The organism is Legionella quinlivanii (assembly GCF_900461555.1).
Classification (GTDB): domain Bacteria; phylum Pseudomonadota; class Gammaproteobacteria; order Legionellales; family Legionellaceae; genus Legionella_C; species Legionella_C quinlivanii.
The window spans coordinates 2,398,336-2,415,175 of the sequence record NZ_UGOX01000001.1 but is presented as its reverse complement, the minus strand read 5'-3'; the positions used below and the strand labels follow the sequence as shown (position 1 = coordinate 2,415,175).

Genomic DNA, 16,840 nt, shown 5'->3' with positions numbered 1-16,840 from the left:
ATATCAAATTGCGGGTTTGAAAAGAAGTTCTTTGGACTCAATCGTTTATTCCTTTGAGTCCTCGGTGATCAGCAAATCTACCGATTCAATGCGCTGGAAGCGCTGGGTGATTTTTCTGGCTGAAGTAGAGACTTCGTCGACATCCTGATGCGCCTGATCGATATGCTTCGACAATTTATCCATCCGTTTTTCAAAGCGCTGGAAGTCATCAGCCAGAGCATGTAAATGTTTCTGAATGATATGAACCTGTTTGCGAGTGGCGTCATCTTTAAGTACCGCCTTCGCCGTAGTCAAAACGGCCATCAGTGTAGAGGGGGAAACCAGCCACACTTTGAGTCGTTGTGATAAGGCAACCACCTCCGGGTAATTGGCATGAATTTCAGCGAAAATAGCTTCAGCCGGTATAAACATCATCGCACCATCGCTGGTTTCACCTGAAATAATGTACTTTTCGGCAATATCTTTAATATGTTTGCTGACATCCTGACGAAATTGCTGCTGCAGTATTTTTTTATCTGCCAATGAGCAGTTGCTGTTAATCAGTTTTTGATAGGTTTCCAGCGGAAATTTGGCATCGATGACCACCTGTCCAGTGGGTTCGGGGAGAAAAAGTATACAATCAGCACGTTTTTGATTACTTAAGGTGTATTGCATTTGATAGTGGGTGGAGGGAAGCATATTGGCAATTAAGACATTTAACTGGACTTCGCCAAAGGCGCCTCTTGAGCGTTTATCCTGCAGTACATCCTGAAGGCTGACGACATGAGTGGACAGCTCAGTTATTTTTTTCTGTGCTTCATCGATAATGGTCAGGCGCCTGACTACATCCGTAAAGGTGCTGGAGGTTTTTTCAAAGCCCTCTGCCAGCTTATGATTGACTTGTTGAGTAAGTTGTTGCAGGTGATTGCGGATTTCCTCTGTCAAGGAATGAAGATGAGAGGTGAGCCCATTAGCGTGCTGCCTGAAACTGAAATTGATTTGCTCTCTGATATCCGTCATTTGCTGTTGTATATTTTTAGTAATCAGCTCCTGAGCGCTTAACTGGTTTTGGATGATCAGCTCATAAAGGCGTTGCTGGCTGTTTGAAGCGTTTTCACTGATCACCATTTCCAACTCATGAACTTGCTCTATAAACAGCTCTCTTAACTGGCTCATTTCCAAAGAGACGCTTCTCTGTAACTTTCCTCGTTGTGCAATCAACAGAAAGAGAAACAGCAACTGCAACAGGTTGGTATAAACCAACCCCTGCAGCGAAAAAAAACAGGATAAATCAGGCATTAAATAAATCTTAAGAAATAAGAATAGGGTTATTGTACTCAAAAACTGACTTGATTTGACCATAGTCAATCACTTGAATAGCGGTTAAATAAAAAGGTCCGCTATAACGGTTGGCCAAATCAGGAGAAAAACTAAGGGTCAAAGTTGTTTTTCCAGCGTCCAGCCAGTTTGCAGATTGTGCTGTTTCCACTGGAATCTTATGGCCTTGTTTATCTGTGGCCAATAAGACTGCCTGCAGGGCATAACGACTTGACATAGATACGTTTAATTTGGCGCTATACTCAAAGGCCTGTCTGCCGGATGGCTTAATCTCAAGCAGGGCCGCCGAGGGCAGTGAATAGGAGAATGCGGTGTGAGCCTGGTACTTAAGCTCCTGACTTCCTAAAAGAATACATTCCTCGGCTTCCACATACCAATTTTCACCCAGAGAATTGATCTCTTCTGTTAACCGGATTTTCCCTTGATAAACCCCTTCACTGATTTCTTTAAGGGTAAGGGGGTATTGGGTACCGCCAGGACTAAACAGGGTTCCTTCAATCCGATCTGCGTTATAGTCAGTTGTACGAATGGTGGCAATTAGCATGTCGCCATAGCGATAGCTGCTTTTATCCGTGCTTACACTGAAATAGGCGCTGGAGCCTATATCATTTACATGTATGATAAATTCATCTGCAGGGGAATTATTTCCTGATGCGGCTGTCAGCGAAAACATACCGCTGCCCAGTGAGGGGCTGAGTTGCATCACCACCCCATTCCTGGGAAAGGGTGTGTCGGCGAGGGCTTCATCTTTCGCCATCAGCTCAGCAGCCTCTTTCAATGTATATTGAAGTTTATCTTTTTGAATTAGGAGCTGTGGTATTTCAGGAAGAGCGGAGGATTTACTTTGAACAGGATTTATTCTAAGAATCGCACCAGCCGCTTTGGTTGGCAGCTGGATCCCTTTCTGCAACTGCGCAAAACTGACCTTGATGTGGTAGGATTTTGTCTGCTGTTCGCGCAGGGGGCTTGTTTTTTTCAGCAGTCGGGCATCGGTAAAAGGCCAGTGAGTGCTTAGCGCCACACGAGGTAATAAGGCGCAGCTCTCACAAGGATAGGTGTGAACCGCCTGTTCCGGAAATGTAGCTGCCATAGCCTGTGAGGCGGCAAGCGCCAGAAAAATACTGTATTTTGCTCTCATGGCTATACTCCTTGTTGCGCCAGATCGGTGATGAGAATTTGTTCCAAACCGAAACAACTGTGCCTGCTTTGGCTGTGACTTAAAGGCGTCTTATCGTTTGTTTTCTCGGTATCAAAAAACCAAAGGGTCCCGGCAATGACCTGCGAGCTGCAATTAAGAAAACCGTCTGAGCATCGTTCCAGGTATAGCTTGGTTAGTTTTAAACCGGTGCTAAGCAAATAGCCATTGCAATAGCTTGCGCTGGAAAAAGGAGACGCGGTGACATCTGTTCCTACAACCACTCTGAACGGTACGGGCAGGTTGCTTCGTCCGGCACTTCCAAGGAGGAGTTCATTATTAAACAGGGCCATATCACCGACACGCTGTTGTTTGACGGAATTATTTCGATAGCCGAGCAGCCATCCCACTGATTCCGTAAAAATATTTCCGCTGATCACTTCATCAGCAAGCGGAGTTCCGCCGCTTGAAGGGGCAAGTGCGACGACCCGGCGAATGATTTTGCCTAATTTCAAGAATCGCTCGTCATAGGTGGGGTGAGACAAGATCCAGCGCATGACGTTAGCACCATTGGAATGAGTGTATACTACCAGCTTGTCAATATTTTTATTTGTTACAAAATCCAGAATCTGATCGGCTGTGCAGCCAGAGGCCTCTTCTTCCCACATGTATTTACTGTAGTCACAGGCTATAACCAGAGCATTGCCGGGTTTAGGCAGACTTTGGCTCATCTGGCTTATAAAATCCTTTTTCCAATAACCGCCATCTGCGTCATCACGGTGATCATTGGTACCATGAATAAAAACAATACCCAGATTGTCTGAGGTCGTTGAAGAATAGGATATCGTTGAAACAATAATCAAAAAAAGACTAAGTATTAAGCGGGAAAAGTCCATTTCTTTTAAGTCCTGTTTAAAAGTCTAGCAGTATCTATATCACAGGTTATAAGATAACGACAAGCGGGTCATTAAAAAAATAAAATTCAACCGGCTGTAATAATCCGGCGGTTTTGATTATGATTAATCACAAAATTATTGCATTATCCAGGGTTAGAAATGAGTCTCGAAGCAGTCAGAAAAAGACTTGAGTCATTGCGTGAAACAATCAGATTGTATGACTATCAGTATTACGTCCTGGATAATCCCAGCGTTCCTGATGTTGAATACGATCGCTGTTTTCGAGATTTGCAGGCTCTTGAAACAGAATACCCGGAATTAATGACGATAGACTCTCCAACACAAAGAGTCTCAGGAAGTGCTGCCCATGTTTTTGAACCGGTAAGACACCGCCAGCCAATGTTATCTCTTTCCAATGTGTTCAGTCCTGAAGAGCTGCAGGCTTTTATCAAGCGGGTGGCGGATAGACTGGATTCTGCTGACGACGAGTTATTATTCAGCTGCGAGCCCAAGCTGGATGGCCTGGCAGTCAGTCTTACTTATGAAAACGGCATCCTGGTAACGGCTGCCACGCGTGGGGATGGCAGCGTGGGGGAAAATATTACTGCTAATATTAAAACAATCGCCGCGGTTCCCTTAAAACTGATGCTTGACACTCCCCCGTCCTTAATCGAGATCCGGGGCGAAGTGTATATGCCAAAAGCCGGATTTGAAGCCTTAAACCAGCGGGCAATTGAGCGCGGTGAGAAAACCTATGTGAATCCTCGCAATGCGGCGGCAGGTAGTTTAAGACAGCTTAACCCGCAGATAACGGCTACCCGTCCATTGGCTATTTTTTGCTATGGTGTTGGTGCTCGTGAAGGGGTTGAGCTGCCTGACAGTCATTTCCAGCAATTGCAATGGCTTCGTCAATGGGGATTTCGGGTGTTTGCCGACAATCGTCAGGTTCGCGGGTTAAGCGGGTGTCTCGATTACTATCATGAAATGCAAAAAAGGCGAGACAGCCTGCCTTTTGAAATCGATGGGGTAGTCTATAAGCTGGATAGTATTGCCTTACAGAATGAGCTGGGGTTTGTAGCACGTGCACCGCGCTTTGCCTGCGCCCATAAATACCCTGCCAGTGAAGAAATGACAGAAATATATGCTGTTGATTTTCAGGTTGGCCGCACCGGCGCATTAACTCCTGTCGCGCGTCTGAAACCTGTTTTTGTAGGCGGCGTCACGGTAAGCAATGCGACCTTGCACAATATGGATGAAATCAGACGCAAGGGGATTTTAATTGGCGATACGGTAGTGGTACGCCGGGCTGGTGATGTGATTCCAGAAGTAGTGAGCGTAGTGCTTGAAAAAAGACCCGATACAGCCAGAGAAATTACCTTGCCTTCTAATTGTCCGGTTTGTGATGCGGAGGTAGTGCACGAAGAGGGCGAGGCTGTGGCACGCTGTATGGGAGGATTATTCTGTCAGGCTCAGTTAAAAGGAATGATTTGGCATTTTGCCTCACGCCGGGCCATGTCCATTGATGGATTGGGTGATGTATTAATTGAGCAGTTAGTGAATCAGCAGTTAGTCAAGGATGTTGCAGATCTTTATGCTTTAACTCTGGATCAATTGATGGCTTTGCCGCGTATGGGCAGGAAATCGGCCGAAAATTTATTGAATGCAATAGAACAAAGTAAGAAAACAACCTTTAAACGCTTTTTATATGCTTTGGGGATCCGTGAAGTAGGAGAGGTCAGCGCAGGCGTTTTAGCTGATCATTTTAAGGATTTGATCGAGCTGAAAAACGCCAGTATCGAGCAATTAATGGAGTTGAAGGACATTGGGCCTGTCGCTTCGCATTATATTGTTCATTTTTTTTCCCAGGATCATAATTGTGAAGTCATTAATAAACTGTTGCTTTATGGCGTTTACTGGCCGCAGGTAGAAAAAAAGCAAATCGACACAAGCAACCCTTTTTATAATAAAACACTGGTCTTGACGGGTACTTTGAACACGATGGGAAGAGATGTGGCGAAAGCCAGGCTGGAGGCGCTTGGTGCCAAGGTAACCGGCAGTGTTTCAAGTAAAACCGATTTTTTAATCGCAGGTACCGATGCTGGCTCCAAGTTAGAAAAAGCCGCTAAGTTAAAAGTAATGATTTTAGATGAAGAACAGTTTCTTCAAATGCTGGATCAGTAAGTCAGGATGTTATTTTGAAACTAACAGGGAATATTCAATTACGAGTTGCAGTGCTGCTGCTAGCCAGCAACTCGAGCTATGGTCTGGTTTTAAATGATCCTTATCCTGAAAGCGATTCTGGAAAAAAAATCTATTATTCCTCATTTAATGAGCAACCTAAAACACTGGACCCGGCTCGTTCCTACTCAAGTAATGAGTATGTTTTCATCATGCAAATTTATGAGCCCTTATTACAATATGACTATTATAAGCGGCCTTATGAACTGGAACCTTTAATTGCGGCGAGCATGCCGCAGGTGACTTACCTCGATAAGTCTATGCAGCCTCTGCCTGATTCTCTTTCAGAAAACGTGGCATTCAGTCTTTATAGGATTGATATCAAACCTGGAGTTCTGTATCAGCCTCACCCCGCATTTGCTATGGATAATGAAGGGAAATATCGCTATTTACCTCTTCCTGATGACTATCTCGAAAACAATGATATTAATCAGCTGGCTGATTTCAAGTATACCGGAACCCGGGAGCTGGTCGCTGATGATTTCATTTATCAAATCAAACGCCTGGCTGATCCGGATGTCAGTTCACCAATCAGAGAATTAATGAGCGAACACATCGTAGGTTTCAGAGAGTTTGCCAGTCAGTTGCCTCCACTAAGAACGCATCATTATGTGGACTTGAGACAATATCCCCTAAGTGGTGTCAAGAAATTGAACGATTACAGTTTTGAAATTCTGGTGAAAGGTTCCTATTCACAGTTTCTTTTTTGGCTGGCAATGCCTTTTTTTGCACCAGTTCCCTGGGAGGTCGACCAGTTTTATTCACAGCCTGATATGGATGATAAAAATTTGAGCTTTGACTGGTATCCTGTTGGAACAGGGCCTTTTATGTTGAGCGAAAACAATCCTAATCGAAAAATGATTTTGTTGAAAAATCCCAATTACCGTCAGGATTTTTTTCCGCACTCTACGGATCCGGAGGATGTGAAAAAGGGGTATAGCATCAATGCGGGGAAGCAACTGCCTCTGATTGATGAGGCTTATTTTACTTTGGAAAAAGAGTCGATCCCGCGATGGAATAAATTTTTGCAGGGCTATTATGATGCCTCTGCGATTAGTAATGAGAATTTCGATCAGACTATCCGTCTGGATACCAAGGGCGAGCCCCATTTGAGCGGCGAAATGAAAGCGCGAAATTTACAGCTGCAACAAACAACCGATCCTTCGATTTATTATCTGGGCTTTAATATGCTTGATCCGGTGGTCGGAGGCAACAGTAAGCGTGCCCGCAAACTTCGCCAGGCGATTTCTATCGCTGTGAATTATGATGAGTTTATTACAATTTTTTTTAATGGCAGAGGCCAGTCTGCCCAAGGTCCCATACCGCCAGGCATATTTGGCTACAAAGAGGGCAAGGCGGGAATAAATCCAATTGTGTATCGCTGGGATGCTGCTGATAATAAAATGCTGCGCCGAGATATTAATGAAGCACGGAAACTTATGGCAGAAGCCGGTTATCCCAAGGGGCGCGACCCTTCAACCGGCAAAGCCTTGATATTGCATTACGACAGCGCTGTAACGGGCGGCCCTGATGACAAGGCTCAATTGGATTGGATGAGAAAACAATTTGCCCGAATTGGTATTGATTTGAATATCCGGGCCACTCAATACAATCGGTTTCAGGAGAAAATGCGGGCAGGCAATACGCAAATTTTTTATTGGGGATGGAATGCGGATTATCCAGACCCGGAAAACTTTCTGTTTCAGCTTTATGGCATTAACGGAAAAGTTCGCTACGGCGGCGAGAATGCCGCCAATTACAATAATCCTGCGTATGACCGGTTGTTTGATCAAATGAAAAATCGTACAAATGATCCAAAGCGTCAGGAACTAATTGACAAAATGCTGGCCATAGTACGTGAAGATGCTCCCTGGGTGTGGGGTGTGAACACGGAAAGCCTTATTCTGGCGCAGCAGTGGGCTAATCTGGCAAAGCCGAATACTATTAGCCTCGGGCATTTAAAGTATGCCAGTATTGATGTCGCGCTGCGTGAAAAGTTGAGAAGTCTTTGGAATCAGCCGGTTTTATGGCCTATCGCTCTGATAGTACTTATCCTGAGTCTTTTGATCTTACCCTTGCTGTTTGCCTATCACCGTAAGGAAAAAAGTCCTGCCAAGAGATTGCACTCATGTTAATTTATCTCGTTAAAAGAATAGCTTATGCCTTGCCCATACTTTTTGGAATCAATTTAATCACCTTCGCACTTTTTTTCATGATTAATTCACCGGACGACATGGCGCGTATGCAGTTAGGACAGAAGCATGTCAAGCCGGAGGCGATTGCGCATTGGAAAGCAAAGCATGGTTATGATCTACCCTTGTTTTTCAATGAACAGGTCCCAGGGATGCAGAAACTCAGCCAAACCCTGTTTTTTCAGAAATCACTTAAGCTGTTCGCTTTTGATTTTGGTATGTCGGATGCTGGCCGCGATATCAGTTTTGATATCTCGCATCGGATGTGGCCAAGTCTTGCGATTGCGGTACCTATTCTTTTATTCAGTATGTTGGTGAATATTATTTTTGCAATGACGATGGCCTTTTTCCGTTCGACTTATCTGGATATCAGCGGCGCGGTTTTCTGTATTATTTTAATGTCAATTTCCAGTCTGTTTTATATTATTGGCGGGCAATATTTATTTGGTAAAGTACTAAAGCTGGTTCCCATCTCAGGCTATGACGGCGGATTTGAAAGTATCAAATTCATTATATTGCCTGTGGTGGTGGCTGTAATTAGCGGGATTGGTTCGGGAGCCCGCTGGTATAGAACGCTGTTTCTCGAAGAAATGAACCGCGACTATGTCAAAACGGCACGGGCCAAAGGGGTCTCTGAAACCGGCATTTTATTCAGGCATGTGCTGTGGAACGCTATGCTGCCTATTTTGACCGGAGTGGTGGTACTAATTCCTTCCCTGTTTATGGGAAGTCTGGTTCTTGAGTCTTTTTTTGGTGTGCCAGGGCTTGGAAGCTATATTATAGATGCGATTCAACAGCAGGATTTTGCAATTGTGAGGGCAATGGTTTTTCTCGGCTCCGTTTTATATATTCTTGGCTTAATTTTAACGGATATTTCCTACACCTGGGCAGATCCGCGAGTAAGGTTGGGTTAAACAATGCTTTGGACGGATATTTTTTTTCTTGGCATGCTGGTTTTTGTTTTTGCCGGTCTCTTGTTCAGTTTAAGGAAGGAGCCAGCACGAGTGGTGCTGTTAAAGATTTTTCAGCGGCCCATCGCAATCGCTTCGGGGATTATCCTCTTATTTTTTTTAAGCATAGCCATTCTTGATTCCTTCCATATTGAGGTATCGGAGGGTAAAGACACTGCTGCTCTCGAATCGAAAACCTTGCTGGACGCCATTCTTGCCCCTTTGGATGAGGTGTATGAAAATACGTATTCTGCGCCAATGGCTTTAAAGCTTTATACTACCGAAACAGCCATCCTCGACGGTAAAATTCAGCAAATTTATCCTCGTCTTTCCTATCCCCCAGTGATGGTTCAAACCAGTCAGGATAAAAACAGCTTAATCATCAATACGATTTTTAAAGCGGGGGTCTCTGGGATAGTATGGACAGCAGGATTGGCATTACTGTTTGTCTTAATCGCTTATTTATCAGGCCATAGGCATTTCAAATACTCTCCGCAACTTGCTGTTGCTCTGGGTACTGTTTTCATCTGTATTTTTCTTAGCATTCTTGCTTTTAAGTTATCCCGTTACTTTCACATATTTGGCACTGGAAAGATTGGGCAGGATATTTTCTTTTACACCGTAAAAAGTATTCGCACAGGTCTTGTTATTGGAACCTTAACCACATTATTCATGCTTCCTTTAGGAATCATTCTAGGCATTGCTGCAGGTTACTTTGGCGGGGTTGTTGATGATATTATCCAGTATATTTATACTGTTTTAAGCTCCATTCCAGGAGTGCTTCTTATCACGGCTTCTGTATTATCGATGCAAACTTATATTGCCAATCATCCTCAGCAATTTCCAACGCTTGAAAAAAGTGCTGATGCGAGATTATTTGCTTTATGCCTTATTCTGGGGATTACCAGCTGGACCAGTTTATGCCGTTTACTGCGCGCAGAAGCTTTGAAGTTTCGGGAAATCGACTTTGTATTAGCCGCTAAAGTAATGGGAACCCGGACTTCAAGAATTATCTGGAAACATTTATTGCCTAATATGATGCCGATTGTGCTCATTTCACTGGTTCTCGACTTCAGTTTTCTGGTGTTGGCTGAAGCGGTGCTTTCCTATGTGGGGGTGGGGGTATCTCCTATGACCATCAGTTGGGGGAATATGATTAACGGAGCCAGGCTTGAGCTGGCCAGAGATCCGCTGGTTTGGTGGCCTATCATGGCGGCATTCCTGTTTATGTTTGTGCTGGTACTCGCGAGTAATTTATTTGCCGATGCGGTACGGGATGCCTTGGATCCTCACCAGGCTTGATGGTGTTATTCAACTTAAGAATCCTCTCTCCCCCTCAGGGAGAGAGTTAGAGAGAGGGGATTTTCTCTAAAGTTGATATCTATAACTAAAACAAATTCTCACTTTCTTCCGATGATGAAGAGGAAGAGCTGCCGGCGGTTACAGGCGCTCCTTCTTCTGTTGGAACATCCTGTTCTCTGAAATATTCCACTATCGCATTGCTTTGATTTTCGTTGGCCAAAAGACCTGTTTTGGGATCAATGCGAACTGCGACCACATTTTCAGGTTTGGTCAGGCTTTGTTCTGCCACATTTTTGAGGGCTGTCTTCATGAACTCAATCCACATAGGCAGTGCAACGGTTGCACCATATTCGTGAAGCGATTGAGGTGTATCATAGCCAACCCAGGCTGTCGCAACCAGATTGGGAGTAAATCCGGCAAACCAGGCGTCGACCTGATCATTAGTGGTTCCTGTTTTACCCGCCAGGTCTTGTCGATTCAAAACGCGAGCGGCACGAGCCGTTCCCTGCTGAACTACGTCTTTTAATGCAGTATTCATTAAAAAGGCGATATCGGCCGGGATTACCCGTGGTGCGAATGAATCTGAGTCCGACTTGGCTTGTGCGCAATTGTCACAAACTACGGCAGGTTTTGCGCGAAGTAAAATATTCCCGTCTTCATCGCTAATATGATCAATCAGATAGGGTTCTACGCGATAGCCGCCATTGGCAAATACTGCGTAGGCTGCGGTGAGCTCAAGAGGACTGACCGACAAACTTCCCAGAGCCAAAGACAATGCGCGGGGAAGTTGTTGCTTGCGAAAGCCGAAACGGGATACAAAATCAATTGTATAATCAAAGCCCAAATCATCCAGTACACGAATGGAAACCAGATTGCGGGAACGAATCAGGGCTTCTTTTAAGCGCATGGGGCCGTTAAACGTCTGGTTGTCATTATGTGGACGCCACAAGGTGGGCTGACTGGGATCATCAACAACAATCGGCGAGTCATTAACAAGAGTTGCCAGCGTATAATCTTTATTGAGCGCTGCGGCATAGACAAAAGGTTTGAAGCTTGAGCCAGGTTGTCTGCTGGATTGCGTTACCCGGTTAAACTTGCTTTTCTCAAAATTAAAGCCGCCAACCAGGGCTTCAATAGCACCATTTTGCGGATTCAAGGCAATAAGCGCTGCTTCGGCCTGCGGTACCTGGTTTAACTGCCAGCTATTCTCTTTCTGATTGACATAGACAATATCGCCGATTTTGAAAATCTGATGCGCATTCTGAGGTGCTTTACCCATCCATCCTTTTCTTAGCGCGGGCCTCGCCCAGGCCATACCATCCCATTTGATAGTAATGCTATTCCCGTCACGCATCAGCGCGGTCGCTTCTTTATCTTTAAGGCTTAAAATAACCACGGGCTGAAGATCGTTCACCGTGGGATAAGAAGCCAGCAATTTACGGGCAGCAGCAGGGGACTGATCATTAATCTGGCCCACGTTGGCTACGGCTCCCCGATAGCCATGCCGATGATCATAGGCCATCAGTTGACTAAATACGGCCTGATTAGCTGCGAGCTGCAGGTTACTATCGATTGTAGTGTAAACCTTATACCCTTTGGTATAGGCGTTTTCACCATAATGATCATAAAGTGATTGGCGAATCATTTCAGCAACATAAGGGGCGCTTACTTCAATATTGGGTCCATGATATTTGGCAGTTATCGGTTGCTGAATGGCCTCGTTATATTGCTCCTGGGTTATGTACTTTTCTTCAAGCAATCGTTCCAGCACATGGTCGCGTCGTTTCTTGGCAGCAGCCGGATTGATGATAGGATTCTGTGTGGAGGGGGCCTGTGGTAAACCGGCGATGGTTGCCAATTCAGCCAGGTTTAAGTCTTTCAGCTGCTTTCCATAATACACTTTAGCCGCGGCTCCCACGCCGTAAGCGCGATTCCCCAGATAGATTTTATTCAGATACAGCTCAAGAATTTTTTCCTTGCTTAATTCACGATCAATTTTGATAGCCAGCAGGATCTCATTGAATTTTCTTAAAAAAGTCTTTTTACGGCTCAGGAAAAAATTACGGGCTACCTGCATGGTAATCGTACTTCCTCCCTGTGATTTGCTGCCTGTCTGGATCATATTCACCATGGCGCGGCCAAGCCCCATGACATCGACTCCGGGATGTTCAAAAAAGCGTTGGTCCTCAGTGGCCAATAGCGCAAAGACCAAGGTTTTAGGAATCTCGTCATAAGTCAGTGGAATGCGCCGCTTCTCCCCGTATTCCTGGATTAGTTTTCCATCCTGCGTATAAACGCGTAGTGGTACCTGAAGGTGGACAGTTTTTAATGAATCCACATTCGGCAGCTGACTTTCCAGATAAAGATAGAGGAAACTGACTCCAACGACACCAACAAAGAAAAGGCTTAAAAGCGCCCAGAGCCCTTTACGCCAGAAGTAAATCATTTTTTTCATGTTGTGTGGAGCTTTAGAAATTGAAATGCGATGATTATAACGCGATTTTGCGCTTTATTGCGAATAATAAAGCGCAAAGAGAAGGGGTTTGCTGTTTAATCGACCAGTGAGCCTTTAAAAACACCTAGTCCAGGAAACTCATCGCTGTCTTTTGCAGTCAGGGTTTGCTTTTCCTCTTCCGGTTTCGGGTTTAAATTTCGCATGAGGATATGACGATTTGTTCCGTATAATTGGGCTGTCAATGAAAAAGGAGCGCCGAAGGCCCTTACTGCAGAGAGTTCCGTCTGAATTTTTTCACAGGCCTCATCTTTACTTCTGTTGCTTTGCTCCAGGGCGGCAATTCTTTTCTGCATAAGGGCCAGTTGTTGCTCCTTTTCTGCCACTAGCTGATCTTTCGCTTCAAGTTGTTTGTCCTTCGCTGCCAGTTCAAGATCTTTGGCGGCAATTGTTTTAGTTTTATCAGCATTCTCTTGCTTTAACTCTACATTTTCAGCAAGCAGATTATCCTGAGCTTTTTGAGATTGCTCGAGGCGATGCCTGGCTAATTCTTCGCTCTTTTTCAACTCCTCAATCGCGATATCTTTTTCACGAACAAGTCTCTCAACTTGTGAACGCAGTTTTTCCTCTTCCTCACTGGCTCGCAAAGTTGCGGCAAGTTTTTTCTCCAGATCCTGTATTTGAAGCTCAAGAACATGAATAAGTAGTGGAGCGAAGCAATTGTCCGCCTCTTCCTTACATCGCTCTTTTGAAGATTTATCGTCAAGTATTAACAGGGCAAAGAGCTTTTTGGGGTTGCAAAATAACTCACCGGTATAACAATAAGAGCTATAGATATTTCCTCGGCGAAGCAATCCTGGCATCTTGATTTTTTGATGGTTATAGCTGATTTCAATCAGTGCGGTTTGAGAAGTTTTAAGAAGGGTAATTATATTCCATAAAAAGTCCTCAAAATCATTCTGGGCTTTCAAGACCTCTTCTTTAGTCAGGCTGGGCTTCAGAACGAACTTTTTAGTAGATTCATTAATCTCATGCAGTGAATGCAAACTCGAAATGATATATAACACATAGTTATAAAGGGTTTCTCTTTCGCTATAACTCGCCTTCATAGCGGCTGTAACCAAGGCTCCCAAGCGTTTTGATTTGCCCTCAATGGAGTCGCGATTATAAGCTTCCATGTTAAAAGAAACATTTTGCCCAGCGCAGTATTCCACGACAATAGTTTCTAAGGCACCTATGACGTCTATTATCTTCATTACAACTCCTTGTACTGTATCTGAAAACTGTTAGCAGATTATTCACTATATTTTAAGCGAACTAAGAGTGCAAGGGTTGAACAAGTGGTTAGCAAAAAATAAATACGGACAGTTTTAAGACGATTAGGCAAGTTTTATCATTCTCTGGCGAGCAAAAGGGAAAATAAGATGAGCGATTATCAGTCGAATAGTGTCAGGATTGGCAGTTTTAAAGAAAAAGTTCCTTTTTTTAAATGCTTACGTTAGGATATAGAGGGAACAACCTCAAGATCCGCATAGTTTACACGTTCGCTTTCATTGCATGGTGCACCTGAAGGGAGATTATACGCGTGCTTAAATTGTTTAAACCAAGACGTCAGTCCTTGCTTGGAATTGATATCAGCTCGACTTCGATCAAGATTATAGAGATTTCAGGATCAGGTCAGCAGCACTGCGTAAATGGCTATGCTTCTAAATTATTACCCCTTAATGCGGTTGAAGGAAATACAGTTAAAGATATAGATGCTATTGCTTATTCTATCAAGCAGATGATTTCCTCGGAAAATCTGACTAGTAAAAATGCTGTACTCGCCGTTCCTGACTCAGCGGTTATCAGCAAGACCATTCAAATTAATGAGGGTTTAAATGATTCGGAAATGGAAGAGTTTATCACCATGGAAGCTGAGAAATATATTCCATACCCTGTTAATGAAGTGAATCTTGATTTTGAAGTGATAGGGCCTGCTGCAAAAAATGCGTCTCTTCTCGATGTACTAATCGTTGCATCGAGAAGCGAAAATGTGAATAGTCGGGTAGAGGCTGTAAAAAGAGCAGGACTAGAGGTTCTGGTGGTCGATGTGGAGTCTTTTGCTGTAGAGCGAACCGCCCAACTTGTTACCCGCGCCTTGCCAGCCCAGGGGAAGGATAAAGTGATCGCTATCATCGACATAGGAGCACTGTATTCTCATTTTTTCGTACTTCACGGAATGAAGATGATTTTTACCCGCGAAGAGGAGTTTGGTGGAAAACAGCTTATTGACGCAACTTCCATGCATTATGGGGTCTCTTTTCATGAGGCGATGAAAATGAACTCAAACGGCAGTATGCCGGCCGATTATGCGGAACATATTTTAAATCCATTTAGAGAAATGCTGCAGGTACAGATTAAACGGGCATTGCAATTTTTCTTCTCAACCAGCCATTACGGATTTATTGATCATATTCTTCTTGCTGGAGGCGTTGCAAAGCTGACTGGCCTTGCGGAAAAGCTGGAGGAAAGTACTGGAATTCCAGTTTCAATTGCCAATCCCTTTGAACAGATTGAAATCGCTAAAACGGTAAATCGAGAACGGCTAATTGCTGAAGCTCCTTCCTTAATAGTGGCCTGTGGATTAGCGTTAAGAGAGGTTTATTAGGCAATGACGACTATTAATCTTTTACCATGGCGTGAAATCAAGCGGGAGCATGAAAAAAAAGAATTCACTATGCTATTGCTCATGGCTCTTATTTTAGGAAGTGCCATTGCTTTCGCCATGTATTATTATGCCTCTGACCTGGTAAGCGGCCAAAAACATCGAAATCAGCTGTTGCAGGACGAAATAAATACGTTTAACGGACAGATTGCGGAAATTAAACAGCTAAAGGATTTAAGAGCGCGTCTGATTTCAAGAATGACTGTAGTGCAGAATCTGCAGGCCACTCGCAGCTTAACGGTTCATTTATTAGACGAGCTTATTAAAATACTTCCTGATGGCGTATACCTTACTCAAATGAAGCGCGAGGGTAACCGCATTACCTTGCTCGGTTATTCTGAATCCAATAGCAATGTATCCATTCTGATGCGCAATATAGAGCAAAACCCCTGGATTCAAAATCCTGAATTAACCGAGATCAAAAAAAGCAAAGATCCCCTGGATCCGAATGATACCAATGCAGCTGCCCCTGAAACCGGTGAAAATGAATTCAAATTAAGCTTCATACTTAAACCCAAGAACAGTGCGTTATTGACATTATGAATACTATAAACTTAAGTGATCTGACGCTCGAAAATGCTGGACAGTGGCCCTTGGCGGTCAAGTATATGGCCGCCCTCGTATTGGCAGTTTTAGTCATAGGTCTTGGCTATTGGCTGATTATCAAATCCTATTTTGAGGAATATGACAACTTAAAATCCGCAGAGGCTAATTTAAAAACTGAATTTGAGCAAAAACAAAAACAAGCCGCAAACTTACAGGCTTATCGGCAGCAAATGCAGGTAATGACCGAACGATTCGGAAACATGCTCAAACAATTGCCGGCAAAGAACGAAATGCCCGGTCTTCTGGAGGATATTTCAAAAACAGGTACAAGCAGCGGCTTAACTTTTGAACTGTTTGCACCGGCTCCCGAGGTGATTCATGATTTTTATATTGAAGTTCCGATCAATATTATAGTAATCGGAAATTACCACCAGTTAGCTGTTTTTCTAAGCCGTGTGGCGCAGATGGGGCGCATTGTGACTTTACATGATTTTGAAATCAACACAGTTAAAGAGGATAAGCAAAAAGCAGCCTCCGGTGATTTACTGGAAATGAAATTAACCGCAAAAATTTATCGATACAAATCATGAGAGCACGCAATTTCAGATATTTGATAGTGATTCTGACCGGCTATGTGCTGTCGGGCTGCGATACCTCAGCAGATCTTGAACTTTCTCGCTATATCAATGAAGTCAAGTCGCGCAAAGCACAACCCATCGAACCGATTCCAACGATTAAACCTCTGGCCAAGTTTGTCTATCCTGAAAACGAAAGCCGTCGCAGCCCGTTTAAGCCTAAAACCGTTAAGCAATTTCAGGATAAACTCGCTCCTAACACCAAAAGGCCCAAGCAACCACTTGAAGAATATCCCCTTGATTCCTTAAAGTTTGTTGGAATCCTTAAACAGGATAATATGATATGGGGATTAATCAGCAAACCCAGTGGTGAAATAGTCAGAGTCAGACCGGGTGATTATATGGGGCAAAATTACGGTAAAATAATTCAAATTACGAATAACATCCTAAAACTGGAAGAAACAATCCAAATTGATGGAAAATGGGAAAAAAAAGTGACTAGCTTTAGTTTAAGTGCAAAAGAACAATAG

At 43.9% G+C, this 16,840-nt stretch carries 13 protein-coding genes; 8 read left to right on the top strand and 5 right to left on the bottom strand.

The genetic code is table 11. From position 1 onward, the window contains the following. Positions 1-45 precede the first annotated feature (45 nt). From DYH61_RS10270 to DYH61_RS10260, 3 genes are read right to left on the bottom strand one after another with little or no spacing between them, the layout of a single operon-like run. Positions 46-1,278: a DNA recombination protein RmuC gene (locus tag DYH61_RS10270; protein ID WP_058507342.1), complete on the bottom strand. Its 1,233-nt coding sequence runs from the start codon at positions 1,276-1,278 to the stop codon at positions 46-48. A 10-nt stretch (positions 1,279-1,288) separates the two neighbouring features. Beyond that, positions 1,289-2,455, bottom strand: coding sequence for a DUF4785 domain-containing protein (locus tag DYH61_RS10265; RefSeq protein WP_058507341.1), 1,167 nt, complete (start codon positions 2,453-2,455; stop codon positions 1,289-1,291). Between the two features lie 2 nt (positions 2,456-2,457). After that, complete coding sequence (locus DYH61_RS10260; protein ID WP_058507340.1) at positions 2,458-3,348, bottom strand: lipase family protein; 891 nt, start codon at positions 3,346-3,348, stop codon at positions 2,458-2,460. 159 nt (positions 3,349-3,507) lie between these two features. Here DYH61_RS10260 and ligA point away from each other — a divergent pair, with 159 nt between their 5' ends. The 4 genes from ligA to DYH61_RS10240 are packed head-to-tail and all read left to right on the top strand — an operon-like array spanning position 3,508 to position 10,030. After that, positions 3,508-5,529 carry an NAD-dependent DNA ligase LigA gene (gene ligA / locus DYH61_RS10255; RefSeq protein ID WP_058507339.1) on the top strand — a complete coding sequence of 674 codons (2,022 nt, stop codon included), beginning with the start codon at positions 3,508-3,510 and terminating at the stop codon, positions 5,527-5,529. A 32-nt stretch (positions 5,530-5,561) separates the two neighbouring features. After that, on the top strand, positions 5,562-7,721 hold the full coding sequence (locus DYH61_RS10250) for an ABC transporter substrate-binding protein (RefSeq protein WP_058507375.1): 2,160 nt from the start codon (positions 5,562-5,564) through the stop codon (positions 7,719-7,721). Then, entirely contained in the window at positions 7,715-8,692 is a 978-nt protein-coding gene (locus DYH61_RS10245; RefSeq protein WP_058507338.1) for an ABC transporter permease, read from the top strand. Before DYH61_RS10250 ends, DYH61_RS10245 begins: the two co-directional genes overlap by 7 nt. Positions 8,693-8,695: 3 nt before the next feature. Beyond that, the gene (locus tag DYH61_RS10240) at positions 8,696-10,030 is read left to right on the top strand and encodes an ABC transporter permease (protein WP_058507337.1); all 1,335 of its coding nucleotides are present in this window, start codon (positions 8,696-8,698) and stop codon (positions 10,028-10,030) included. 85 nt (positions 10,031-10,115) lie between these two features. Here the strand turns inward: DYH61_RS10240 and DYH61_RS10235 are convergent, their stop codons facing one another. Together DYH61_RS10235 and DYH61_RS10230 are read right to left on the bottom strand one after the other, a co-directional pair. Next, complete coding sequence (locus tag DYH61_RS10235; RefSeq protein ID WP_058507336.1) at positions 10,116-12,485, bottom strand: penicillin-binding protein 1A; 2,370 nt, start codon at positions 12,483-12,485, stop codon at positions 10,116-10,118. Between the two features lie 95 nt (positions 12,486-12,580). Then, positions 12,581-13,738 (bottom strand): hypothetical protein, encoded by a 1,158-nt coding sequence (locus DYH61_RS10230; protein ID WP_058507335.1) that lies wholly within the window; start codon positions 13,736-13,738, stop codon positions 12,581-12,583. 329 nt (positions 13,739-14,067) lie between these two features. Here DYH61_RS10230 and pilM point away from each other — a divergent pair, with 329 nt between their 5' ends. From pilM to DYH61_RS10210, 4 genes are read left to right on the top strand one after another with little or no spacing between them, the layout of a single operon-like run. After that, positions 14,068-15,132: a type IV pilus assembly protein PilM gene (pilM, locus tag DYH61_RS10225; RefSeq protein WP_058507334.1), complete on the top strand. Its 1,065-nt coding sequence runs from the start codon at positions 14,068-14,070 to the stop codon at positions 15,130-15,132. A 3-nt stretch (positions 15,133-15,135) separates the two neighbouring features. Further along, positions 15,136-15,732, top strand: coding sequence for a PilN domain-containing protein (locus DYH61_RS10220; RefSeq protein WP_058507333.1), 597 nt, complete (start codon positions 15,136-15,138; stop codon positions 15,730-15,732). Then, positions 15,729-16,325: a type IV pilus inner membrane component PilO gene (locus tag DYH61_RS10215; protein WP_058507332.1), complete on the top strand. Its 597-nt coding sequence runs from the start codon at positions 15,729-15,731 to the stop codon at positions 16,323-16,325. The genes DYH61_RS10220 and DYH61_RS10215 overlap by 4 nt, the downstream gene beginning before the upstream one ends. Then, positions 16,322-16,840, top strand: coding sequence for a pilus assembly protein PilP (locus DYH61_RS10210; protein ID WP_058507331.1), 519 nt, complete (start codon positions 16,322-16,324; stop codon positions 16,838-16,840). Before DYH61_RS10215 ends, DYH61_RS10210 begins: the two co-directional genes overlap by 4 nt.

Excerpts from the sequence above, each read along its gene's own strand:
- DYH61_RS10270 (WP_058507342.1), bottom strand. The coding sequence starts at position 1,278 with ATGCCTGATTTATCCTGTTTTTTTTCGCTGCAGGGGTTGGTTTATACC.
- DYH61_RS10265 (WP_058507341.1), bottom strand. The coding sequence starts at position 2,455 with ATGAGAGCAAAATACAGTATTTTTCTGGCGCTTGCCGCCTCACAGGCT.
- DYH61_RS10260 (WP_058507340.1), bottom strand. The coding sequence starts at position 3,348 with ATGGACTTTTCCCGCTTAATACTTAGTCTTTTTTTGATTATTGTTTCA.
- ligA (WP_058507339.1), top strand. The coding sequence starts at position 3,508 with ATGAGTCTCGAAGCAGTCAGAAAAAGACTTGAGTCATTGCGTGAAACA.
- DYH61_RS10245 (WP_058507338.1), top strand. The coding sequence starts at position 7,715 with ATGTTAATTTATCTCGTTAAAAGAATAGCTTATGCCTTGCCCATACTT.
- DYH61_RS10240 (WP_058507337.1), top strand. The coding sequence starts at position 8,696 with ATGCTTTGGACGGATATTTTTTTTCTTGGCATGCTGGTTTTTGTTTTT.
- DYH61_RS10235 (WP_058507336.1), bottom strand. The coding sequence starts at position 12,485 with ATGAAAAAAATGATTTACTTCTGGCGTAAAGGGCTCTGGGCGCTTTTA.
- DYH61_RS10230 (WP_058507335.1), bottom strand. The coding sequence starts at position 13,738 with ATGAAGATAATAGACGTCATAGGTGCCTTAGAAACTATTGTCGTGGAA.
- DYH61_RS10220 (WP_058507333.1), top strand. The coding sequence starts at position 15,136 with ATGACGACTATTAATCTTTTACCATGGCGTGAAATCAAGCGGGAGCAT.
- DYH61_RS10215 (WP_058507332.1), top strand. The coding sequence starts at position 15,729 with ATGAATACTATAAACTTAAGTGATCTGACGCTCGAAAATGCTGGACAG.
- DYH61_RS10210 (WP_058507331.1), top strand. The coding sequence starts at position 16,322 with ATGAGAGCACGCAATTTCAGATATTTGATAGTGATTCTGACCGGCTAT.